Genomic DNA, 21,120 nt, shown 5'->3' with positions numbered 1-21,120 from the left:
TTAGCCCTTCACCGCCTCATCGATAGCCTTCAACTTCGCCAGCAGCGGCCCCATCCACTCCAACGGCAGCATGACAGGCCCATCCGAAGGCGCCCGATCCGGATCATCATGCGCCTCGGCAAACACCGCCGCGACGCCCGTCGCCACCGCACTGCGCGCCAGCACCGGCGCAAATTCCCGCTGACCACCCGAAGCTGACCCCAGCCCACCCGGCTGCTGCACCGAATGGGTGGCATCGAACACCACCGGATAGCCGGTCTCTCCCATCACCGGCAGCGACCGCATATCGCTGACCAGCGTATTGTAGCCAAAGCTCGCCCCGCGCTCCGTCAGCAATATGCGCTCATTGCCGGTGGAGGCGACCTTCTGCGCCACCGCCGCCATGTCCCAGGGAGCAAGGAACTGCCCCTTCTTCACATTCACCACAGCGCCCGTCCGCCCGGCCGCCAGCAGCAGGTCCGTCTGGCGACATAAAAAGGCCGGGATTTGCAAAATATCGACCGCCTGCGCCGCCGCCTCCACTTGCCCCGCCTCATGCACGTCGGTCAGTACCGGACAGCCCAACTGCGTCTTCACCTCAGCCAGGACCGCCAGCCCCGCATCGATCCCCACACCACGCTGACCCGACACCGAAGTCCGGTTCGCCTTGTCGAAGGAGGATTTGAAGATGAACGGCACGCCCGACTTGCGCGCGACCCCCGCCAGCCGCTCGGCCATCATCATCGCATGATCGCGGCTCTCAATCTGGCAGGGGCCGGAAATCAGGACGAAGGGCAGATCGTTGCCGATCGTCACCGGCCCGATCGAAACATGGCGTTGCTGTGTCATGCCGCTCACTTCGGCGCTTTCGTAAAACGGCGCAAGAGCTGTCCCCGCCACAGCCCCTTGCCCGGATGATAGTTCCAGCAGAACCAGCCGAACATCAGGCAGGCGAGCAGCGCAGGCAGTGCCATCGGATCGCCATTGCCGCGCATATGCCGGTAAAAGACGAAATCCGCCCGCCACCGGTCCCGCTCGCTGCCGCCGCCATTGATGCCATAGGCATTGTCATGGCGACGACAGCCGATGTTTCGGTTGTATTTGCGGTGATCTATGAAATAGCAGTAATCGCGTTCGGGTGTCGTCATGGCCCGATGTGGAACAGGGCCGTGCAAAAGTTCAAGCGTAAAGTCTTCTACCTTGGCGGTTTCGATCCGCGCGGGGTACGTTTTTATCACCAACTCTATCGTGAGCAGGTGGAGCGCTATGCGCGCCTCTCGGGCGAGCAGGTGGAGGTAAGCGCGCGCCGCTCTGGCCCGGCCTCCTCCGCGATCTGGACCGTTAGCAACCACAGCGCCGGGGTCGAAACCGATTATGAATTCCTCCGGTGGGAGGATCTGGTCGGCAAGGTGTGGATCCGCAATCCGCTGCTTCTCGCATGGCGATCGATCGCCACCTACTTCGCCCATGCACGGCACATGCAGTTCCTGCGCATGCGCAAGCTGCGGCCCGGCCCCGTCATCACCATCCTCTACCCGCCGCTGCTCGCTATCCTGATCCCGCTCGTGTTGGCGCTGGTCCCGGCGTTACTGCTGTCGCTGTTCATGCCTTTCTGGGCGGCAGCTTTGATCGGCATCGGCGCCAGCACCCTGCTTTCGGGCCGATTGCTTAACAAACTAATCGTACCCTGGCTGCTGCGCTTCATGTATTACAACCACAGCGTCGCCGCGCGTGGTCCCGGCGAGGAAATGGACGCCCGCCTCGACCAGTTCGCCGCCCGCATCGTGCAGGAAATCGACGGCCCATGGGACGAAGTCATCTTCGCCTCCCACAGCAACGGCACCATCTACGCGATGAGCGTCCTTCGCCGCATACTGGAACTGCGCGAGGGCAGACCGCTACCGGACAACTTCACCGCCTTGACGCTCGGCCAAGTCGTCCCCGTCATCGCGCTGCGCAAGGACGCGCGCTGGTATCATGCCGACCTGAAGGCGCTGGACGAGGGGCAGTTCCGCCTCGTCGATTTCTCCGCGCCCCCGGATGGCGCCGCCTATCATGACGTCCACCCGATCCGCCTCGTGTCGGATCGCTGCGCCGCGAGCGTTGATCTGCTCTCGCCGCGCTTCCACCTCTTCTACGATCCAGAAAATTATCACAGCGGCTGGTCGAACAAATATGAAGCGCATTTCGACTATCTGCGCGTCGGCGACCGCCTCTCGCCGGTCGACTATGTCAGCCTGACCGCAGGCCGCCGCACCATCAACGAAGCCATCGCCGCATTCAGGGCCATCCCGTGACCGAACCCTTCACGCCTCCCTATCCGCAGCCACCCCGGACCAAGCGCGGCCTGATGAAGCGCTTCCTGCGCGGTTGGCACAGCTGGATTCATGTGCTGTTCGAAAAAAGCTACACGATGAAGCTGGGCGAAATCCGCATGCCCGGCCAGATCATGTATATCGCGAACGAACTGCCGCTGGTGGACAAGATCCTGCGCGGCGGCACCGCCTTCCCCAAGCACCGCGAACTGGTGCGCAACCTTTCGCCCCTGATCGGCAACAGCGTCTTTTCCGCCAATGGCGAGGATTGGGAAAGCCAGCGCGCCATGGTGAACCCGGCCTTCGCCCATACCGCGCTGCACCGATCCATGCCGCTGATGGTCGCCGCCGCCGACGATCTGCTCGCCCGCATCGATGCCGCTGATCGGACGAAGCCCGTCGATATCGACCCGATGATGACCCATGTCGCCGCCGACATCATCTTCCGCACGCTCTTTTCCGAAGCGCTGGACGAGCATCGTTCCAACATCATCCACAACGCATTCGGCAAGTTCCAGCGCTACGCCCACAGCGCATCGATGCTGCGTCTCTACGGCTTCCCCGCGCGCTGGTTCGAGCAGCGGTCGCTAAAGCCCGCCAAAGCGATCCACGATGTGTTCCGCCCGATCGTAGAAGCCCGCTATCAGGGCTTCCATGGGCGCGGCGAGTCACCGCACAAGGATATCCTCCAGTCGCTGATCGAAGCGAAGCATCCCGAAACCGGCGATCCCTTCACCCTGCAACAGGTGATGGATCAGGTATCCACCGTCTTCCTCGCGGGCCATGAAACATCTGCCAGCACCATGACCTGGGCGCTCTACATGCTGGCGGAATGCGCGCATATCCAGGACGCCGCGCGTGCCGAAGTGGTGGCGCTGGCTGGCGATGCCCCACTCACCGCCGCGATGCTCAAGGACATGGGCCACGTCCGCAACATCTTCCGCGAAACGCTGCGCCTCTATCCCCCCGTCGCCTTCTTCCCGCGCGAAGTGCCTTGCCCGATGCCCATGCGCGACAAGAATCTTGAGGAAGGCGCGATGCTGGTCGTCGCGCCATGGCTCACCCAGCGCAACAAGGATAATTGGGGCTGCCCGCACAGCTTTGATCCCGATCGCTTCGACGATCCCGCCAATGCGGAGATGGTGAAACAGGCCTGGTTCCCCTTCGGCCGCGGCCCCCGCGTCTGTGTCGGCGCGGGTTTCGCCCAGCAGGAGGTGATGACCGTGATCGCCAGCGTCCTGCGCCGCTATCGGTTATCCGTGCCGGAAGGGTTCAAGCCCGAACCGATCAGCCGCCTGACGATAAGGCCGAGAACCGGCATGAAGCTGATGTTCGAAGCCTAACTCATTCCCCCTCCCGCAAACGGGAGGGGAGAACAGGTCTGTTAACCCCTAACCCGCTCCACCATCACCTGTCCCGCCGCACGCTCCCGCACATAGCGCCGCTTCAGCACCACGCTCGCCACCAGCAACGGCACGCCGACAATCACGCAAATCGCCCCCAACATCGGCGGCCACAGCCCGAACAGGCTATGCACATTCAGCGCGGATGGAGTCAGCACCAGCAGGAACCCAGCCGTCAGCAGCCACAATCCCCACCGCCTCGGCCGCACGGCCACCATACGCAGTTCATGCCGGTGCGCCTTGCGCCCTTCTTTCGTGGACAGATCATGATGCTTCATCGCCTGCCATAAAAGCGGCAAAGCCCGTCCCATGTCCAGCGCAATGGGCTGGCGTCGCCTGCACATTTCGGCTATCGCCACCCAATCCCCGGGGGACCGCTCACAAGCGGTTGAGAGGCGGCTGATGTGGCTGCGACCCGCTGAACCTGATCCGGATAAGACCGGCGTAGGGAGGGACGGCTTGTCACCGGCATGTCCGCCCTCCTTCCGCCCAGTGAAGAAGAGGAGGATGGAACTGCCATGGACACAATCTCCATCCTCACCCTGCGTCTTTCCGAGGCGATCGGATTATACATGATCGTCGTCGGCATCGGCGGCTTTGCCGCGCCGTCTCGCTGGCGCGCGATGATGGACGATCTGGAACGCTCGCCCGGCCTTGTCATGGCGCTCGGCTTCCCCGTCTTCGCGGTCGGCGCTGCCCTCGTCCTCATCCACAGCATCTGGACCGATCCGCTTGCCGTCATCGTCAGCCTGATCGGCTATGTCGCGCTGGTTGAAGGTGCGCTGCTGCTAGCCACGCCCGCGCCGCTTCTCCGCATCGGCCGCTCAGCGGTCCAATTTACCCGCGCCTGGGCAGTGATCTCGATCCTGCTCGGCATCTTGCTCTTCCTCGCTGGCCTGACGGGCCGCGCCACTATCACCGCCTGAAAGGACGAAACCTATGGCAGATGTTCCCGCCCGCACCGAAATGCGCGTCACCACCGGCCCCATTCGCGGCAGCCGCAAGATCCATGTCGGTCCGCTGAAGGTCGCCATGCGCGAGATCGACCTCGAACCCGGCAGTGGCGAGCCGCCCGTCCGGGTCTACGACACCTCCGGTCCCTACACCGATCCCAATGCCCGCATTGACATCATGGCGGGCCTGCCCACGCTGCGCCGCGACTGGATCATCGGCCGGGGCGATGTGGAAGAATATGACGCCCGCGCCATCCAGCCGGAAGACAATGGCCTCAAAGGCCCCGACCGCAGCGGCGGCGTCCAGCCCTTCCCCCATGTCGTCAAGCGCCCCTTGCGCGCCAAGCCGGGCATGAACGTCTCCCAGATGCACTATGCCCGTCGCGGCATCATCACGCCAGAGATGGAATATGTCGCCGAGCGCGAGAATCTCGGTCGTGCCCGCCTCGCCGAATATGTCCGCGACGGTCAGGATTGGGGCGCAGAAATCCCCGACTATGTGACGCCGGAATTTGTGCGCGATGAGGTCGCCCGTGGTCGCGCCATCATCCCGTCGAACATCAATCACGCGGAAAGCGAGCCGATGGCGATCGGCCGCAACTTCCTGGTGAAGATCAACGCCAATATCGGCAATTCGGCCGTCGCCTCCGACGTGGCAAGTGAGGTCGATAAGCTGGTCTGGTCGATCCGCTGGGGCGCGGACACGGTGATGGACCTGTCGACCGGCCGCAACATCCACGACACCCGCGAATGGATCATGCGCAACTCGCCCGTGCCCATCGGCACCGTGCCCATCTATCAGGCGCTGGAAAAGGTCGGCGGCATCGCCGAGGAACTGACCTGGGACATTTTCCGCGACACGCTGATCGAGCAGGCCGAACAGGGCGTCGACTATTTCACCATCCATGCGGGCGTGCGCCTGCCCTATATCCCGATGACCGCCAAGCGCGTCACCGGCATCGTCTCGCGCGGCGGGTCGATCATGGCGAAATGGTGCCTTGCCCATCACAAGGAAAGCTTCCTCTACGAGCATTTCGATGAGATCACGCAGATCATGAAGGCCTACGACATCGCCTATTCGCTGGGCGACGGCCTGCGCCCAGGTTCGATCGCCGACGCCAATGACGAAGCGCAGTTCGCCGAGCTGTACACGCTGGGTGAGCTGACGAAGCGCGCCTGGGAACAGGATGTGCAGGTGATGATCGAAGGGCCGGGCCATGTGCCCATGCACAAGATCAAGCAGAATATGGAAAAGCAGCTCGAAGCCTGCGGCGAGGCGCCCTTCTACACATTGGGGCCGCTAACCACCGACATCGCACCGGGCTATGACCATATCACCAGCGGCATCGGCGCGGCGATGATCGGCTGGTACGGCACCGCGATGCTCTGCTACGTCACGCCCAAGGAGCATCTGGGCCTGCCCGACCGCGATGACGTCAAGGTCGGCGTCGTCACCTACAAACTCGCCGCCCATGCGGCTGACCTTGCTAAGGGCCACCCCGCCGCAAAGGTCCGCGACGACGCGCTCTCCCGCGCGCGCTTCGAATTCCGCTGGCGCGACCAGTTCAACCTGTCGCTCGATCCCGACACGGCCGAGAAATATCATGACCAGACCCTGCCCGCCGAAGGCGCGAAGACCGCGCATTTCTGCTCCATGTGCGGGCCAAAGTTCTGCTCGATGAAGATCACGCAGGAGGTCAGGGACTTCGCAGCGAAGCAAAACCAACCCGCCGACTCATTCATCGCGGCCGAAGATGCGGAAAAAGGCATGGCCGAAATGAGCGAGACTTTTAAGACCAAGGGGGGCGAGATTTACCTGCCAGCTCCGGACTGATCCAACCAAGCCTATGAAATATCATAGGCTGTAGAGAGCGGGCGGGGTTATACCTTCTGATATACCCCGCCATAGCAGTGCGGTCGGCCCGACCCAGGTGGTAGCTTGCCTCAACCCTGAAAAAGAGGAGGCTACCTTGGCTGAGGAACCCACCATTCTGGCTGCGGCCGAAGATCGCCGCCGCTTTCTGAAAACCTGTGGTCGCTTCGCGGCGACCGTTCCCCCAGCGATGACGATCATGTTATCGACCTCCCTGTCGTCACAGGCGATTGCGGCATCGGGCGGCGGCGGCGGCGGCGGCCCCAAGGGCAATAATGGTGTCGGCAACGGCCCCGATCCCCAGCCCCCGGGCAACCCACCGATCAATGACGGCCCCGGCACCGGCCCCGGCAATCCGGGCAACAGGCCCTGAACGCCAAGGTTCAGCTGATTGATGGCGAACGGGCGGAGCGCCCTGACGGGGCGGAACTGATGCTGCGCCTTACACCCGGGACTTCGATGACCTTTATCGGCAATCAGCCGGTGATCGTTTCGCAGTCCCGGCACGCCATTTATGAACTGAACCAGATAGCAGGCTATATCGGATGCCGCCTTGAGGACGGCGTGTCCTTGTCGCAACTCTCGCAGGAAGTTGCCGACCGGGGCGTCGATCATGCCGCATCCATGCTCGACACCGTGCTGGCGGAATGGTCCCACTCCGGGCTGGTCCAGGCCACTGTCCGACCGCCCGCATCCGCCCCCATCCTGACGCAATCCATATCGCTTGGCGGTCGCGCGCTCATGCTGCGCTATCATGACGAGGCGCTGGTACGGCACGTGGCACCGCTTTTCGTCCATCTCCAAACGGAAGCCGCCCCAGCGCCGTCCTGCACCCTCTATCATCTCTGGCAAAGTAACGGGCTTTGCCTCTTCAGCCGTGATGCGGGCAATGCCTCCGTCCTTCAACGCCATCAGGCGGCGACCCTGGTCAAGGCGCAGATCATCCAGGACATCATCGATGATCCCTGCTGGAACCTGGCGCTGCATGCGGGCTGCGTCAGCCGCAATGGAAAGGCGCTCCTGCTGACCGGGCCTCCGGGGGCGGGGAAGACGACCCTGACCTCGTGGCTGATCGGCAGCGGCTTTGCCTATCATGGCGACGACATCAGCATGCTGGGATCCGACGGTCACGTGCTCGGCCTTCCCTTTCTGCCAACCGTCAAATCGGGCGCCTGGCCGATGATGGCCGCGCGTTACCCGGGGCAGCTTCAGCCGCTGATCCATTGGCGGCCCGATGGGCGGCGGGTGCGTTACCTCGCCTTGTCACCGCCATCCGGGCAAGCGCCCCTGCCGGTGGGCTGGATATTGAAGCTGCGGCGGACGAAGGGCGCGCCCGCGCGCCTGATCCCGCAACATCCCACGGCACTGGTCAAGCATCTGCTCTCCGAAGCCGCCTCTTGCAGTGGAGAGGCCAGCCGCCCCGCGATCGACAGCCTGATCCGCGCCGTCGGCGGCGCCCAGACCTGCGAACTGGAATATGACGATTTGGATGAAGCGGCCGCGCTGCTGGGGGTGTTTTGTGATCCGGCTTGATCATCTCAATGGCCTGTTGTCCTGCCTGCGCGGCCAAACACCCTCGCATGCCGATTGGCCCCGCATCATTGCCCTCGCCAACAAGACCTTGTGCAGCCCCGCCGTGGCCGCGCGGCTTAGAAAAGCCGGACGCTTTCCCGCACTGCCATCGGATGTCGCGACATTTTTCGCCGAGATGGAAAGGCGCAATGGCGACCGTAACGATCGCATCATGGCGCAACTGGACGAAGCCGCCGCGACGATGAACGCGGCCGGTGTGTCGCCGATCCTGCTGAAGGGCACGGCATGGCTGGCCCATGCGCCACCGGAGGAGCGTGCCGCCCGGATGCTGGCGGACATCGACCTGATGGTGCCCGCCGATCGTTTCCTGCCCATGATCGATCAGCTGCGCGGCATCGGTTACTGCCCCGACACGTCCGATCCCCAACCCGGAGTGCCCGCTGTCCTCTCGCGCCCGCAGGATACGGCGACGATCGATCTTCACCCCGATTATGGCAGTATCAACTCGCTCTCCTATAGCTTTGACGATCTCGCGCAGAATGCCGCCCTGCTGGAACTGGCGGGCGGGATCGTCCTGCTGCCATCGCCGGTTGCATGCACCGCGATATTGCTGCTGCATGACCAGTTGAAGGGGAGGGACTATTTGCGCGGCCGGATCGACCTGCGCCACTTGCTCGACATGCAGTCCTTCGCCAGCCGTTTCCAGCAGGATGATTGGGATGAGCTGAACCGGCATTTCCAGTCCGGCTATGCCCGCAACGCGATGCGCACCCAATTGCTCACGGCGCGCAAATTGCTCGGCATGGAAGTGCCACGCGCCCTGACGTGGGGCATCCGTGCGCGGCTCCAATATATACGACGCCTCGCCCAGTTACGCTGGCCCGGCCTGGCGCCCTTTCTGACTTTCCTGTCGCTCCTCGATCCCAGTTATATCCTCGCCCGCCGCGCCGCCCGGAGGACGCTGCTCGACGGCGAGCTGATCGCGGCCTCTGGAATGCCCCGCCGCGAAAGTCTGGAACGGCTGTTTATCCGCAACGAACTGGGGAAAATATAGGAAAGGCCCTGCTGCGCGGGCGCCGCGCCGCTTCAGCCAAAGGCACTTTCCGATCAACGACCGGGCGTTCCGCTTCTCTTGAGAGAAGAATGGTGCGCGACGCAGTCCCGAGCGAACCTGCGTCTGGCGGCTGCCATTTTCGAGGCGAAAATGCGATTCAGGGCGAAGTGGAAATCTACAACATGCTCGCCCGACACCATTTATATTGCGATGGCGGCGTGCACGATTTACGCCCCCTTAGTCACCGTTGGCATCAACCATGAAAACCGTGGGCTTGCCACGGGACGCAGGATCCCATCCTGCCGATAATGCTGCCCGCACCCCTCGCGAAGCAATCGCATCGTTGATATGCAAGCGCCCTTTCGGCAATCCTCTCATCAGCCGCTTGGGTGCCGGAAATTCCAACACGGCTTCGCGCGGCATGTCTCTCTGACGTAGGGAGACAGTCATTCCCTTCCAGCCATCGGAAGAAGACAACTGAGGTTCGCTCAGGAGTTCCCAATCATATTTGAAACCGTCGATCTCTACAGTGCCGCTGCGGCCGGGTGCTTGAAACATCTCATACCCCTAGCATGTCAACAGCGGTACTTCACCCCTGGTGTCGCAGGGTTTTCTCGACGCCCTCCGTCGCCACTCTGATCGAACAGGATCACATGATCGAGTCCATCGCTAACTGGCGCATAGGCACAATCGTCTGGAGCACGGCCACCGAACGTGAAACCGTGTTGCAAAAATCCACGTGATACAATTTGTTTGCACACTGAAGCGCGGCAATTCTCTCCTCCGGAAGGAGAGGGGACGAGGGTTTATTTTAATCGCCCAACCAACCGGATATAATCTCGCCCCTATGCCCTTCGGGCGCCAGCGCGGCGCGCAAAGCCTCCAACAGTGGCGGCAGCGTCTGTGTGAAGGCGTAGGGCGGATTGACGATATAGAGGCCCGCGCCGTTATAGATTCCGGGTTGCTCGCTATCGTATAGCCAATGCTCCACCAGCAGCAATTTCGGGATGCCGAGCTTGCGTAACTGCTGCTTCCACCGCCAATGCGTGGCGCTGTCTTTCAGCGGATACCAGATCACCGTCACGCCATGCGCCCATTTGCGGTAAGCGGCGGCGAGGGTGGCGGTGATACGCGCGCGTTCGTCCGGCTGCTCGTAGGGCGGGTCGATCGCCACTACGCCGCGCGCGGTGCGGGGCGGAACCATAGCCAGCCAAAGTTCGTAGGCGTCGCGTTCATGCACGGCTGCGCTGGTGCCCCGCATCGCGCCGCGCAGGGCGTAAGCGTCTTCCGGGTGCTTTTCGTTGAGGATCAGGAAATCCTGCGGGCGCAAAAGCTGGGCCAGAAATCGCGGTGAGCCGGGGTAAAGCTGCGGTTCGTCACCCACATTCACCGCCCGTACGGCGGCACGGTAGTCGTCCAGCAACGGGTTCGGATCGGCAAAGGCCCGCAGCACGCCCTGCGTGGCTTCGCCGGTGCGTTGGGCTTCGTCGCCGCCAAGGTCGTACAGCCCGCAGCCGGCATGGGTGTCGATCAGGGTCAGCGGGCCAGGCTTGTGCTGCAAGGCCCGCACCAGGGCGATCAGCAGGCTGTGCTTTACGACATCGGCGCTATTGCCAGCATGGAAGGAATGGCGATAATTCATTGTGATGCAAAATCCTGACGGCCTGCCTTTAGACGAGCTGCCGGACCTTCTGCAAAGCGAAGTTATGGCCGTGCCGCTATTGTTGGGCGCACAAACCGAGCGCGAGGCGATTGAAGCAACCAATCCGGTGCTCGCATAGGGTCGGGCGGAAACCTCCAAAGCGCTTTAGCACAAGGCTCCAAGCCCACGTTAGTGATCGTCACCGGAGGCGGAGACCGACCTTTGTGGCCGTACAGCCGCCCCTTTTTCCGTGCCGAAATACGGTCCGTCTGCCTCGCTCGGCTGCTCGATCGGTCCTAGCCCGACCATGTCCATCCCGAGGTGCGGCAGACATTTGAAGCCGTAAGTCCCGGCGCGTTGAAGCGCACGACCACTTCTTCGTTGATCTTGCCCTTGAATGTAGATTAAACGTACTATACCGTTCAATTAACTTGCCAAGGCTGTTCGCCGATGGCATTAAGCAATCTCGACGTGGCCAAAGGTCGCGCAAATGGGAAGAGGAGTGCAATGGAGCGCGTACGCTATGGCATGATCGGCGGCGGCATCGGTGCGTTCATTGGTGGCGTCCATAGGACTGCTGCGGCGATTGCTGGCAACTGGGAGCTTGTCGCTGGTGCGTTTTCGTCGAACGCGAGCGTCTCACGCGCATCCGGTCAGGAGATCGGTGTCGATCCGGCGCGGACCTATGATTCATGGGAGCAGATGCTCGCTGCCGAGGCTGCGCTGCCCCCGGCCGAGCGGATCGAAGCCGTGGCGATAGTGACCCCCAATCACATGCATGCTGAGCCGGCAATTGCCGCGCTGAAGGCAGGGTTCGACGTCATCATCGACAAGCCGTTGGCGGACAGTCTGGAAGCGGCGCAGGCGATCGCGGACACGGCGCAGCGTACCGGGCGCCGGATCGCGGTGACCCACACATATACCGGATATCCGCTCGTCAAGCAGGCACGCCGGATGGTTGCCTCCGGCACATTAGGCAAAGTTCGCCGGGTATCTGTCAAATATATGCAGGATTGGCTGTCGCGCCCGGAAGACCTGATCGGCAACAAGCAGGCCGAGTGGCGGGTCGATCCCGCGCGATCGGGGCAGGCGGGCGCGTTCGGAGATATCGGCACCCACGCCGCGAACCTTGTTGAATTTATTACCGGGGAACGGATTTCAGCGATTTGCGCCGATCTCACAATGCTGCCCGGTCGACGCATTGACGACGACGGGGCCGCGCTGTTCCGACTGGCCGGGGGAGGGCGTGGCACCTTGACCGCGAGCCAGGTTTGCGTGGGCGACATCAACGACCTAGCCATCGATATTTACTGCGACGAGGCCGGGCTGCACTGGCGTCAGGAAGAGCCGAATACGCTGCGCATCGGCTACCGCGACAAGCCAACCGAAATCTGGAATGCGGGGGCGAACCGTACCTATCTCGCCCCAGATATCCTCGCCATTCAACGCACGCCCGCGGGGCATCCCGAGGGTTATCTGGAAGCCTTTGCGAATATCTACGCCGCATTCGGCCGAGCGATCCGCGGCGAGCCCAGCCCTGACGACGAACCCGGTTTCGCGACGATGGCGGACGCGCTTTCCGGCATGAAGTTCATCGACGCCAGCTTGAAGTCCAGCCGCGCAGGCGCGGTCTGGACCGACCTTTGACAGGACATGACATGAAGGGTCCCGCAATCTTCCTCGCCCAATTCGCAGGGGATGAAGCGCCGTTCAACTCACTGGACGCGATCACCCGCTATATGGGTGGCCTCGGCTATAAGGGCGTGCAAATCCCGACCTGGGATCGCAGGTTGTTCGATCTGGAAAAAGCCGCTGATAGCCAGGATTATGTCGATGAAGTCAAAGGCATCTGTGCAGCGAACGGGGTCGAAGTCACTGAATTATCGACCCATCTTCAAGGCCAGTTGATCGCCACTAACCCCGCTTATGACCGCCTGTTCGATGTTTTCGCGCCCGCGCACCTGCATGGCAATGCGGCAGCTCGTTCGGAGTGGGCGGTCGAGCAGTTGAAGCTCGGCGCGAAAGCGAGTCAGCGCTTTGGTTGCACTGCGCATGCAACCTTCTCGGGGGCGCTCCTTTGGCATACCATTTATCCCTGGCCACAGCGTCCTGCCGGACTTGTCGAAGAGGGGTTTGCCGAACTGGCGCGTCGCTGGTCGCCGCTTCTCGACGTCTTTGAAGATCATGGCGTCGATGTGTGTTTCGAACTTCATCCCGGTGAGGACCTGCATGATGGGGTGACATTCGAACGATTTCTGGACGCAGTCGGCAATCATTCGCGCGCCAACATCCTGTACGATCCAAGTCATTTCCTGCTTCAGCAGATGGATTACTTGGCCTTCATCGACATCTATCATGAACGGATTAAGGCGTTCCATGTCAAGGACGCCGAATTTCGTCCTAATGGGCGCGCCGGGGTCTATGGTTCCTACTCAGGATGGGCGGAACGTCCGGGGCGGTTCCGGTCGCTGGGCGATGGGCAGATCGATTTCACCGGCATATTCAGCAAGCTGACGCACTATGGCTATCAGGGTTGGGCGGTGCTGGAATGGGAATGCGCGTACAAGCATCCCGAACAGGGTGCGGTCGAGGGCGCGCCGTTCATCGCTCGCCACATGATCCGCAAAGCCGACAGGGCATTTGATGACTTCGCCGGGGGAACGGCGGACAAGGCGCTGCTCAACGCGGTTCTGGGGATTGGGCAAGACATATAAAGACAAGGCAGGGGATGACCATGGAAGAACGGCTTTACGATCGGCGCGCGTTATTCTGGATCTGTGTTCTTTCGCTGTTCGTCGCGGCAATGTCCAATTCGATCCGGGCGGGCGCGGCGGGCGCCATCAAGACTGCCTTGCTCGATCCCATCGATGCGCAGCATTCGGGCGAGATGATCGGCACTGTGCTCGGAAGCTCGTTCCTCGGCTTCGCGCTGAGCCTTTTGGTGATCAGCCCATTGCTGGATCGGATCGGGGCCAAGCGGTGCATCCTGTTGGCATCGGCCTGCTTTGTCGTTGGGCCGTTGCTTGTCCTGTCGTGTCCGCTCTTGGGCACTTCGTCCTATGTGATGCTCAACGTGGCGATGGTCGTCTGGGGCCTGGGATGGGGCGCCAGCGAGGCGACTATCAACCCCGTTACGACGACGCTCTACGCCGATGACAAGACGGGGAAGCTGAACCATCTGCATGCCTGGTGGCCCGCCGGGATTGTAGTGGGCGGCCTTCTGAGCGTCCTTTTCTTCAAGATACTCGACCTCCCCTGGCAAGCATTGATCGCCCTGCCGATCGTGCCCGGGGCGCTACTGGGCATTTGGGCGGCACGGCACCGCTTTCCCCAAACCGAGAGCACCGCGCAGGGTGTCCCCTTCCGTGACATGATGATGGAGCCGTTCCGTCGCCCGACATTCTGGATTTTCTTCGCGATCATGTTCCTGACCGCCTCGGCCGAGCTCGCGCCCGGCGCGTGGGTCGATATTGCCCTGACGCAGACCGTCAAGATGCCGGGCATCCTGGTTCTGGCCTATGTGTCCGCGATCATGTTCGTCATGCGGCACTTTGCGGGGCCGCTCGACAAGCGATTTTCCGACATGGGCCTGCTTCTCATGTCGACCATTCCTGCCGCGGCTGGCCTTTACCTGCTCAGCACGGCCAATTCTCCGTTCACCGCTATCGTCGCTGCGACGCTTTGGGCCATCGGCGTCTGCTTCATGTGGCCGACGATGATGGCTGCGGTTTCGCGGCGCTATTTCCGCAGCGGCGCCTGGGGTATCGGCCTGATCGGCTTTGCGGGAGCCATGGCGATCTATTTCGTATTGCCCGAACTTGGCGCCATTTACGATCGGGCCAAGCTGTCCAAAGCGGGCGGGGCCGAAGCCTTTGCCGCATTGCAGCCGAGCTCGCCGGAATATGGTCAGGTCATGGCCTATGCCGCCGAGACTTCGTTCAAAACCATCGCCATTATCCCAGTCGTGCTTTTCTTCATCTTCGCTGGCGTGTGGCTGGTGGAGCGCCGCAAACGCGCGGCCGGATTGAAGGCAAGTGAGATGAGCGCGGTATGAAGATCGGCATGAATCTGCTGCTCTGGACCGGGCATGTGACCGATCAGCATGTCCCGGTGCTGGAGGCACTAAAGGCGACCGGATACGATGGCGTCGAGGTCCCCGTGTTCGATCCATCCGATCCGGGTCACTATCGCGCGCTTGGCCGTCGGCTCGACGATATGGGGCTTCAACGCACAGCTGTCACCATAATCCCCAATGCCGCGCATTCGCCGATCTCCCCGGATGCGGCAGCACGCCAGGCGGGCATCGATCACCTGATGAAGGTCATCGATTGTTGCGCGGAGCTTGGCGCAGAGCTTCTGGCAGGTCCCTGGTTCCAGGCGCTTGGCGATTTCACCGGGCAGGGACCCACGGAAGCGGAACTCGACCATTGCGCCGAAGTCCATCGCCGGATCGCCAAGTCCGCGCGGGATGCTGGCTTGATCTGTTCGTTAGAGCCGCTGAACCGTTTCGAATGCCATTTGCTCAACACTTGCGAACAAACCAGCGCCTATCTCGCGCGACTGAGCGAAGATGGCTTTGGGATGCTTTTTGACACTTTTCACGCGAATATCGAGGAAAAGGATCCGGTTGCTGCGCTCCTCAAGGCTTATGACCGGGGTGACGTCAACCACGTCCATATTAGCGAGAATGACCGCGGGACGCCCGGCAGCGGCCACGCTCCGATTGCCGAAACCATCGCTGCGCTGAAGACGCGCGGTTATCAGGGCTGGTTGACGATCGAAGCCTTTGGAAAAGGCTTGCCGGAGCTTGCTGCTGCGACCCGCGTCTGGCGCGACTTCTTTCCCGATCCGCGAGACGTTTATGAAAATGGCTATCGTTACATCCAGCATTGCTGGGCGCAGGCTTGAGAGGAGCCTGACTGATGCAGTCAGACATTTTCGATATCAATCGCCGAGATATGCTCGGCCGGGCCATGTTTCTTCTTGGTGCCGCCACCTTGCCGCTGGACGGTCTTTTTGCCGCGACAGCTGAGGGAAGCACTCTGTTTCTGTCAGCGCCGCGTTTCGCCTTGCTGGGCGCGGCGGCCGACACGATCGTCCCGCGGACGGACACTCCGGGTGCAACGGATGTGGGCGTACCGGCACTTTTCGACGGCATGCTGCGGGATTGGGCCGGTCCTGACCACAGAAACGCGCTGATCGAAGCGCTTGATAGGATCGATGCGCTTGCCCGTACGCAACATGGTCGGCCTTTCGTCGCTCTCGATCCTCAAAACCGCACCACATTGTTGGCGGCGCACGACATAGCCGCTCTCAAGCCCGCCGCCGCAACTGCCGCGCCACCGGCCGCCGCCAGCCCACCTGTCGTGGTCGATCCCAATCATGGACGTCCGCGCCAGGAGCCTGTGCAAACTCCGGTTCAGGGCCAAGCTCCAGCAAAAGCCGAAAAAACGGGCGAGAGTGCAGCATCCATTCTTGGGCCAGTCGTTGTCGATCCAGGATACCGCGCGATGATCGAGGCCGCCGGCGGCTATGTGGTAGCGAAGATGGATGAGCTCGGCCCTCCGGGTCTCGGAATTCACGAGATGGGGACTGCTTGCATGGGCAAGGATCCGAAGAAATCCGTGCTGAACCGCTACAATCAGGCACATGACGTCCCCAACCTGTTTATCACCGACGGGTCGGCCATGGCGTCGAGCGGCTGCCAGAACCCATCGCTCACATATATGGCCTTGTCTGCGCGCGCGGCCCACCATGCGGCGCAGTTCCTCAAAGAAGGCAAAATCTAGAGCATGTTCGCGGCAGATGGCATCACCTGCCGACTCGGAAAATGCGGAAAACTAAGAATAAATAGAGCGTAATCCGATCTTACTGGATCTGATCATGATCTAGCCTCCGGCCCCAATCCAGGATGATTACCCGATGAAGATGATCTCGACATTATTGGCTTCGGTGCTTGCCGTCATGGCTACGCAGGCGGCGGCTCAGGGATCCAAGCCGGTGACCGATTGCATGCCATTTTCGGCTGCGACGCCCATGATCGATATCCTGCTCAGCAACCAGGCGAAAGCTGCGGTGGAGCAAGTCGTCCCCGGTCGCATATCCAAATTGCCTGCGGAATTCATGGGGACACGTGCGCCAACCTTCGCCGCGATCATGGATCTGAACGCTGCTGCAAGCCTGCTCCGTTTCACCCCGGAGCAAGTGGCTGAAATGGACCGTCGCCTACGTCAGGTCCCCGTCACGGCGGCTGACAAGGTTGCCCGCTGCGCCCGGTACGACAATGAGCGCGCGGCTTTGCCCTTCACCAAAGGCAAGACCAACATCCTGGTATTCGACAAGGTCAATGGCTTCTACCACAAAGAAGCCATTCCAGCCGCGCGCAAAGCCATGCAGGCATTGGCCGACAGCAAAGGCTGGTCGGTTGCCTTCACCGACAAGGGCGGGTCGATCAATCCGGCGACCTTGCGCCAATTCGACGCAATTGTCTGGAGCAACGTCAGCGGCGATGTGCTCACCCTCTCGCAACGGCGCGCGCTTGAGCAATATGTCAAAAGGGGCGGCGGCTTCGTTGCGCTCCATGGCTCGGGTGGCGACAGCACATATTTCTGGAAGTGGTACGCGGATGAGTTGATTGGGGCTTATTTCACCGGCCATCCGACAACCCAGCAGTTCCAGGATGCGCGCCTGGTCGTCACCAACTATCAACATCCTGTGGCCGCGGGGCTCCCTAGCGAGTGGAACATGAAGGATGAGTGGTATTCGTTCCGCGAAAGCCCCCGCAAGACCGGTGCGAATGTCGTCGTCACAATCGACGAATCGACTTACAAACCGATCGGACTGGGCAACCAGGATTTGAGGATGGGTTCCGATCATCCGATCGCCTGGTCAAAGTGCGTGGGTCGCGGTCGTGCATTCTACTCCGCCCTCGGCCATCGTGCGGAGTCTTATATGCAGCCCCAGGTCGTTCAGATGCTGGGATCGGTAGTTTCCTGGGCAGCTGATCGTAAAGCCGTCTGCGCGCAGCGGTAGGACGGTCTCCTATCGCCAGGATGAGTTTGTCTCACAAGCATAGCCTTCGGAAGAACGGCCTTCGATTCCGGTGAAGCTTTTGTGCAGGATGAGGGGGCCGCCACCGCAGAGCTGCCCGGTGCTTCACAGCGATAGTGGAGAGCTTTTCCATGTCACCAAATCTCGGGCATTCTTTATTTCTGAACTGCCCGGCAAACCTGATCTTGTGTTCCGTCGGCGGAAGCGCGTGATCTTCGTTCACGGCTGCTTTTGGCATCGACATCCCGACCCCTCCTGCAAAATCGCGCGCCTGCCGAAATCACGGGAGGAATTCTGGCTCGTGAAGCTTACCCGCAATCGGGAACGCGACGACGCCCAGATCGAAGCTCTGGAAAACATGGGATGGAGGGTCTTGACGATCTGGGAATGTCAGTTGAAAGAGGCTTCGGAACTAAAAGAGAACATTCGGCGGTTCTTGGAGGCGGGCTAACATGCGGTCGATTGAGCTTTTTGCGGGTGCCGGTGGACTGGGCATGGGCCTTTGCCAATCGGGTTTTCAGCCCGCGAAGGTCGTCGAATGGGATCGGTGGTGCTGCGATACCATTCGCGAGAACAAGCGTGCCAAGGTCGCGCCCGTGAATCGATGGCCGGAGCCTATTGAAGGCGATGTCCGCCACGTCGATTTCCGTCAATTTGAAGGTAAGGTCGAACTCGTTAGCGGTGGTCCGCCCTGCCAGCCCTTCTCGCTAGGTGGCAAGCATCGGGCACAGGCCGATCATCGCGACATGTGGGGAGAAGCGGTGCGGGTGGTGCGGGAAACCAAGCCGCCAGCGTTTGTGTTCGAGAACGTCAAGGGCCTGACTCGTGCCACCTTCGCCACCTACCTCGCATACATCGTCCATCAACTCACGTACCCGGAACTGGTGCGGAAGCGGGACGAGGAATGGCAGTCGCACCTGATGCGCCTAGAAGCGCACCATACTTCGGGACGGGAAACCGGCCTCAAATACAATGTAGTGTATAGGGTGCTGAATGCCGCCGACTATGGCGTGCCACAGCGCCGGGAGCGCGTGGTGTTTGTCGGCTTCCGTGACGATCTCGGCATCGAATGGTCATTCCCGAAGGAAACCCACTCGCTGGATGCGCTCCTGTGGGAGCAGTTCCGCAGCGAGGAATATGGCGGTCGCCACAAGGTGCGTCTGGCCGAGCTCACCGATCCCAAGTTGCGCGCCCGAGCACTGCGTCTTTATGGGCGGCCCGAGACAAATGCCTGGCGCACAGTCCGGGATGCGATCGGCGATCTTCCCGATCCCGAGCACCGGGCAACGGAAGCCCGCCGCGTCCACAACCACCGCTTCCAGCCCGGCGCTCGCAGCTATCCGGGTCATACCGGCAGTCCACTCGATCTACCCGCGAAGACGCTTAAGGCTGGCGTTCATGGCGTACCCGGTGGCGAGAATATGCTGCTCCGGCCCGATGGCTCAGTACGGTATTTTACCGTGCGGGAAAGTGCTCGCTTGCAGACCTTCCCAGACAGCTACCGCTTACATGGCTCCTGGACAGAATCCATGCGCCAGCTTGGCAATGCCGTGCCAGTTGAATTAGCTCGCGTGATTGGGGACGGTGTTGCGTCCCGACTTGCGGAGAATGCATGAATAATTCCGATACAGTTGGCGTACTGCGCGCAAGCCTCGAACGACTCACTGCCGAAGCCAGCCAACCGTCCTTGTCTGGCCACAAGCGGCGTAAGCTTGAAGCGCAAATCAAGGAAGCCATCGACGATCTTATGACGTTGCTGGCGCGGCTCGATCCCATCGCGCAGCCGACCTCGGTATTCGATCCGAGCAACCCCAAGGTTGTGGGGCGCTTTGTAGCTTTGGCGCTCGTGGCGCAAGAGCGCCATCCGCTCTCGGAGATTCCGAGGTTCTATGGCTCCGGCGTTTACGCCATCTACTACAAAGGTGCCTTTCCGGCCTATCAAGCGATCAGCGGCACCGAGACCCCTATCTACGTTGGTCAGGCCGCGCCCGGCGTGAGCAACGCTCGCACACCGCTGGAGCAAGGCGCGAGGCTCTGTGGTCGCCTTAGCGATCACCGCAAGAACATTGGCAAGGCGTCGAGCACCTTGGAACTATCGGATTTCGAGTTCCGCTCGCTCGTGGTGCAAAGCGGCTGGGAGACAGCCGCCGAGGACTATCTCATCCAGCTGTTCCGGCCAATCTGGAACAGCGAAACCAGCATCCTTTACGGCCTCGGCAAGCATGGCGATTCCGCCACGACCCGAGCGAACAAGCGTTCGCCGTGGGACACGCTGCATCCTGGGCGCGCGTGGGCCGTCGCAACCACTGAAGACGCCAAGTCGGTCCAACAGATCGATGCCGAATTGGCGGCCCATTTCCGAGAGCACCCCGCCTATCCCGATTTGGAAGCCGTGCTGGCCAGCTTTATCGACGAACTGCGTCAAGGGTGAGGGCCAAACGGGCTGCACATAGGTGCGCATAACAGCCCGCCACAACGCATGATTTGAGGTGGCCTGGAGGGTGGGCTGGTTTTGGAACCTGCCACTAATACCTTGAATTTCTTCGATGAATTCAAGGGAATGGTGCGGTCGAGAAGACTCGAACTTCCACGGCCTTTCGGCCACAACGACCTCAACGTTGCGCGTCTACCAATTCCGCCACGACCGCACATCTGAAGGGAAACCGGCGGTGCCGGTGCCTTGGTAGGAGGCGGCCCTTAGCAAAGGCCTTGGACCCATGCAACAACCGATCTTCATGTGCGTTTCTTTTACCGGGTGCTGGCGATGACGCAGGCGAGCGCGGAAGAGGAGAAGGTCGCATGTCCCCCCGTTTCTGGTTGTTCAGCCTGGCGAGCGCGGGGGCCGCGTTGGTCAGCGGGCTAGGCCTTGGCCTCTACGCGACGACTCCGCCACGGCTATCCTTCAGCGACGCACAATCCTCTTCTTACTCCGCATCGCCTATCTCGATCGCGCAATCAGAAGGCAGCCCCGATCTGACGGGGCCGGATGAGATTAATTGCAAGGGCTGCGGCCCGACCCTCGCGGACCGGCAAATGGCAAGCATGACGGCGGGCTGGAGCGGCTATGACGATCCGGTTGTGCAGCATTATGAAGCGCAGGATGAGCAAGCCGACAATTGGCAACCGCTTGAGGACGCCCCGCCATCGCCGATGCACCGCCTACCAGCCAACATAGACCGGTTCGCGAACGGCGACGATGCACAGCTGCAGCCGACGCAACTGGCGCAGGGCAACGGCGCGAAATTCGATTCTGCGCCTGCCGTTTCACCCGTCTCCTACTAGCCAAAGCCGCGCAGCAGCCCCAGGCACGGACTGTCC

General features: G+C 61.5%; 22 protein-coding genes, 1 tRNA gene, 2 pseudogenes and 1 riboswitch. Of the genes and pseudogenes, 19 read left to right on the top strand and 6 right to left on the bottom strand.

Translation table 11 applies throughout. From position 1 onward, the window contains the following. Both kdsA and ACZ5TB_RS11020 read right to left on the bottom strand, forming a co-directional pair. The gene (gene kdsA, locus ACZ5TB_RS11025; protein WP_464791258.1) at positions 1 to 828 is read right to left on the bottom strand and encodes a 3-deoxy-8-phosphooctulonate synthase; all 828 of its coding nucleotides are present in this window, start codon (positions 826 to 828) and stop codon (positions 1 to 3) included. Positions 829 to 833: 5 nt separating this feature from the next. Then, the gene (locus ACZ5TB_RS11020; RefSeq protein ID WP_464791257.1) at positions 834 to 1,127 is read right to left on the bottom strand and encodes a hypothetical protein; all 294 of its coding nucleotides are present in this window, start codon (positions 1,125 to 1,127) and stop codon (positions 834 to 836) included. A 21-nt stretch (positions 1,128 to 1,148) separates the two neighbouring features. Between ACZ5TB_RS11020 and ACZ5TB_RS11015 the strand changes: the two genes are divergently transcribed. Together ACZ5TB_RS11015 and ACZ5TB_RS11010 are read left to right on the top strand one after the other, a co-directional pair. Next, a complete protein-coding gene (locus ACZ5TB_RS11015) occupies positions 1,149 to 2,276 on the top strand; it encodes a tudor domain-containing protein (protein WP_464791256.1) in 1,128 nt (375 codons plus the stop codon). Next, positions 2,273 to 3,637 carry a cytochrome P450 gene (locus tag ACZ5TB_RS11010; protein WP_464791255.1) on the top strand — a complete coding sequence of 455 codons (1,365 nt, stop codon included), beginning with the start codon at positions 2,273 to 2,275 and terminating at the stop codon, positions 3,635 to 3,637. The genes ACZ5TB_RS11015 and ACZ5TB_RS11010 overlap by 4 nt, the downstream gene beginning before the upstream one ends. A gap of 41 nt (positions 3,638 to 3,678) precedes the next feature. Here the strand turns inward: ACZ5TB_RS11010 and ACZ5TB_RS11005 are convergent, their stop codons facing one another. After that, positions 3,679 to 3,975: a hypothetical protein gene (locus ACZ5TB_RS11005; protein WP_464792540.1), complete on the bottom strand. Its 297-nt coding sequence runs from the start codon at positions 3,973 to 3,975 to the stop codon at positions 3,679 to 3,681. Positions 3,976 to 4,054: 79 nt separating this feature from the next. Next, positions 4,055 to 4,165, top strand: a riboswitch (TPP riboswitch). Positions 4,166 to 4,215: 50 nt separating this feature from the next. On the opposite strand from ACZ5TB_RS11005, the gene ACZ5TB_RS11000 reads away from it, so the two are divergent. The 5 genes from ACZ5TB_RS11000 (at position 4,216) to ACZ5TB_RS10980 (ending at position 9,110) form a co-directional block, all read left to right on the top strand. Beyond that, entirely contained in the window at positions 4,216 to 4,623 is a 408-nt protein-coding gene (locus ACZ5TB_RS11000) for a DUF2065 domain-containing protein (protein ID WP_464778637.1), read from the top strand. Between the two features lie 13 nt (positions 4,624 to 4,636). Continuing rightward, on the top strand, positions 4,637 to 6,484 hold the full coding sequence (gene thiC / locus ACZ5TB_RS10995) for a phosphomethylpyrimidine synthase ThiC (protein ID WP_464791254.1): 1,848 nt from the start codon (positions 4,637 to 4,639) through the stop codon (positions 6,482 to 6,484). 136 nt (positions 6,485 to 6,620) lie between these two features. Then, positions 6,621 to 6,896 (top strand): hypothetical protein, encoded by a 276-nt coding sequence (locus tag ACZ5TB_RS10990; protein WP_464791253.1) that lies wholly within the window; start codon positions 6,621 to 6,623, stop codon positions 6,894 to 6,896. 59 nt (positions 6,897 to 6,955) lie between these two features. Next, complete coding sequence (locus ACZ5TB_RS10985; RefSeq protein WP_464791252.1) at positions 6,956 to 8,056, top strand: hypothetical protein; 1,101 nt, start codon at positions 6,956 to 6,958, stop codon at positions 8,054 to 8,056. Continuing rightward, the gene (locus tag ACZ5TB_RS10980; RefSeq protein ID WP_464791251.1) at positions 8,043 to 9,110 is read left to right on the top strand and encodes a nucleotidyltransferase family protein; all 1,068 of its coding nucleotides are present in this window, start codon (positions 8,043 to 8,045) and stop codon (positions 9,108 to 9,110) included. Before ACZ5TB_RS10985 ends, ACZ5TB_RS10980 begins: the two co-directional genes overlap by 14 nt. A gap of 237 nt (positions 9,111 to 9,347) precedes the next feature. On the opposite strand, the gene ACZ5TB_RS10975 is transcribed toward ACZ5TB_RS10980, so the two are convergent. Next, positions 9,348 to 9,668, bottom strand: coding sequence for a hypothetical protein (locus ACZ5TB_RS10975; RefSeq protein WP_464778642.1), 321 nt, complete (start codon positions 9,666 to 9,668; stop codon positions 9,348 to 9,350). A 253-nt stretch (positions 9,669 to 9,921) separates the two neighbouring features. Continuing rightward, positions 9,922 to 10,752, bottom strand: a complete 831-nt coding sequence (locus ACZ5TB_RS10970; RefSeq protein ID WP_464791250.1) for a 23S rRNA (adenine(2030)-N(6))-methyltransferase RlmJ — start codon at positions 10,750 to 10,752, stop codon at positions 9,922 to 9,924. Between the two features lie 4 nt (positions 10,753 to 10,756). Between ACZ5TB_RS10970 and ACZ5TB_RS10965 the strand changes: the two genes are divergently transcribed. The 11 genes and pseudogenes from ACZ5TB_RS10965 (at position 10,757) to ACZ5TB_RS10915 (ending at position 20,233) form a co-directional block, all read left to right on the top strand. Then, entirely contained in the window at positions 10,757 to 10,891 is a 135-nt protein-coding gene (locus ACZ5TB_RS10965; protein WP_464778644.1) for a hypothetical protein, read from the top strand. 368 nt (positions 10,892 to 11,259) lie between these two features. Beyond that, positions 11,260 to 12,399 carry a Gfo/Idh/MocA family protein gene (locus ACZ5TB_RS10960; protein ID WP_464791249.1) on the top strand — a complete coding sequence of 380 codons (1,140 nt, stop codon included), beginning with the start codon at positions 11,260 to 11,262 and terminating at the stop codon, positions 12,397 to 12,399. A gap of 11 nt (positions 12,400 to 12,410) precedes the next feature. Next, positions 12,411 to 13,466 carry a sugar phosphate isomerase/epimerase family protein gene (locus tag ACZ5TB_RS10955; protein WP_464791248.1) on the top strand — a complete coding sequence of 352 codons (1,056 nt, stop codon included), beginning with the start codon at positions 12,411 to 12,413 and terminating at the stop codon, positions 13,464 to 13,466. Positions 13,467 to 13,486: 20 nt separating this feature from the next. Continuing rightward, positions 13,487 to 14,806 (top strand): MFS transporter, encoded by a 1,320-nt coding sequence (locus ACZ5TB_RS10950; RefSeq protein ID WP_464791247.1) that lies wholly within the window; start codon positions 13,487 to 13,489, stop codon positions 14,804 to 14,806. Continuing rightward, on the top strand, positions 14,803 to 15,660 hold the full coding sequence (locus ACZ5TB_RS10945; protein WP_464791246.1) for a sugar phosphate isomerase/epimerase family protein: 858 nt from the start codon (positions 14,803 to 14,805) through the stop codon (positions 15,658 to 15,660). Before ACZ5TB_RS10950 ends, ACZ5TB_RS10945 begins: the two co-directional genes overlap by 4 nt. A 14-nt stretch (positions 15,661 to 15,674) precedes the next feature. Beyond that, positions 15,675 to 16,007, top strand: a pseudogene (locus ACZ5TB_RS10940) (gluconate 2-dehydrogenase subunit 3 family protein); the annotation flags it as partial. A 252-nt stretch (positions 16,008 to 16,259) separates the two neighbouring features. Next, positions 16,260 to 16,541 (top strand): annotated as a pseudogene (locus tag ACZ5TB_RS10935) (GMC family oxidoreductase); the annotation flags it as partial. Between the two features lie 247 nt (positions 16,542 to 16,788). Further along, positions 16,789 to 17,784, top strand: a complete 996-nt coding sequence (locus ACZ5TB_RS10930; RefSeq protein ID WP_464791245.1) for a ThuA domain-containing protein — start codon at positions 16,789 to 16,791, stop codon at positions 17,782 to 17,784. 118 nt (positions 17,785 to 17,902) lie between these two features. Continuing rightward, positions 17,903 to 18,253 (top strand): very short patch repair endonuclease, encoded by a 351-nt coding sequence (locus ACZ5TB_RS10925; RefSeq protein WP_464791244.1) that lies wholly within the window; start codon positions 17,903 to 17,905, stop codon positions 18,251 to 18,253. 1 nt (position 18,254) lies between these two features. After that, positions 18,255 to 19,418: a DNA cytosine methyltransferase gene (locus tag ACZ5TB_RS10920; RefSeq protein ID WP_464791243.1), complete on the top strand. Its 1,164-nt coding sequence runs from the start codon at positions 18,255 to 18,257 to the stop codon at positions 19,416 to 19,418. Beyond that, entirely contained in the window at positions 19,415 to 20,233 is an 819-nt protein-coding gene (locus tag ACZ5TB_RS10915; protein ID WP_464791242.1) for an Eco29kI family restriction endonuclease, read from the top strand. Before ACZ5TB_RS10920 ends, ACZ5TB_RS10915 begins: the two co-directional genes overlap by 4 nt. A 130-nt stretch (positions 20,234 to 20,363) precedes the next feature. On the opposite strand, the gene ACZ5TB_RS10910 is transcribed toward ACZ5TB_RS10915, so the two are convergent. Continuing rightward, a tRNA-Leu gene (locus ACZ5TB_RS10910) sits at positions 20,364 to 20,450 on the bottom strand. A 151-nt stretch (positions 20,451 to 20,601) separates the two neighbouring features. Here ACZ5TB_RS10910 and ACZ5TB_RS10905 point away from each other — a divergent pair. Continuing rightward, positions 20,602 to 21,084 carry a hypothetical protein gene (locus ACZ5TB_RS10905; protein WP_464778655.1) on the top strand — a complete coding sequence of 161 codons (483 nt, stop codon included), beginning with the start codon at positions 20,602 to 20,604 and terminating at the stop codon, positions 21,082 to 21,084. The last annotated feature ends 36 nt before the right edge of the window (positions 21,085 to 21,120 follow it).

This window comes from Sphingobium sp. TomTYG74 (assembly GCF_055393875.1).
This window is presented reverse-complemented; position numbering and strand designations above follow the sequence as displayed.

Bases quoted from the DNA above. Each gene is read 5' to 3' on its own strand.
- ACZ5TB_RS10975 (WP_464778642.1), bottom strand. From the start codon at position 9,668: ATGTTTCAAGCACCCGGCCGCAGCGGCACTGTAGAGATCGACGGTTTC.
- ACZ5TB_RS10915 (WP_464791242.1), top strand. From the start codon at position 19,415: ATGAATAATTCCGATACAGTTGGCGTACTGCGCGCAAGCCTCGAACGA.
- ACZ5TB_RS10965 (WP_464778644.1), top strand. From the start codon at position 10,757: ATGCAAAATCCTGACGGCCTGCCTTTAGACGAGCTGCCGGACCTTCTG.
- ACZ5TB_RS10950 (WP_464791247.1), top strand. From the start codon at position 13,487: ATGGAAGAACGGCTTTACGATCGGCGCGCGTTATTCTGGATCTGTGTT.
- ACZ5TB_RS10970 (WP_464791250.1), bottom strand. From the start codon at position 10,752: ATGAATTATCGCCATTCCTTCCATGCTGGCAATAGCGCCGATGTCGTA.
- ACZ5TB_RS10905 (WP_464778655.1), top strand. From the start codon at position 20,602: ATGTCCCCCCGTTTCTGGTTGTTCAGCCTGGCGAGCGCGGGGGCCGCG.
- ACZ5TB_RS10955 (WP_464791248.1), top strand. From the start codon at position 12,411: ATGAAGGGTCCCGCAATCTTCCTCGCCCAATTCGCAGGGGATGAAGCG.
- thiC (WP_464791254.1), top strand. From the start codon at position 4,637: ATGGCAGATGTTCCCGCCCGCACCGAAATGCGCGTCACCACCGGCCCC.
- ACZ5TB_RS10920 (WP_464791243.1), top strand. From the start codon at position 18,255: ATGCGGTCGATTGAGCTTTTTGCGGGTGCCGGTGGACTGGGCATGGGC.
- ACZ5TB_RS11020 (WP_464791257.1), bottom strand. From the start codon at position 1,127: ATGACGACACCCGAACGCGATTACTGCTATTTCATAGATCACCGCAAA.
- ACZ5TB_RS11005 (WP_464792540.1), bottom strand. From the start codon at position 3,975: ATGAAGCATCATGATCTGTCCACGAAAGAAGGGCGCAAGGCGCACCGG.
- ACZ5TB_RS10985 (WP_464791252.1), top strand. From the start codon at position 6,956: ATGCTGCGCCTTACACCCGGGACTTCGATGACCTTTATCGGCAATCAG.
- ACZ5TB_RS10960 (WP_464791249.1), top strand. From the start codon at position 11,260: ATGGAGCGCGTACGCTATGGCATGATCGGCGGCGGCATCGGTGCGTTC.
- ACZ5TB_RS10945 (WP_464791246.1), top strand. From the start codon at position 14,803: ATGAAGATCGGCATGAATCTGCTGCTCTGGACCGGGCATGTGACCGAT.
- ACZ5TB_RS10930 (WP_464791245.1), top strand. From the start codon at position 16,789: ATGATCGATATCCTGCTCAGCAACCAGGCGAAAGCTGCGGTGGAGCAA.
- kdsA (WP_464791258.1), bottom strand. From the start codon at position 828: ATGACACAGCAACGCCATGTTTCGATCGGGCCGGTGACGATCGGCAAC.
- ACZ5TB_RS11000 (WP_464778637.1), top strand. From the start codon at position 4,216: ATGGACACAATCTCCATCCTCACCCTGCGTCTTTCCGAGGCGATCGGA.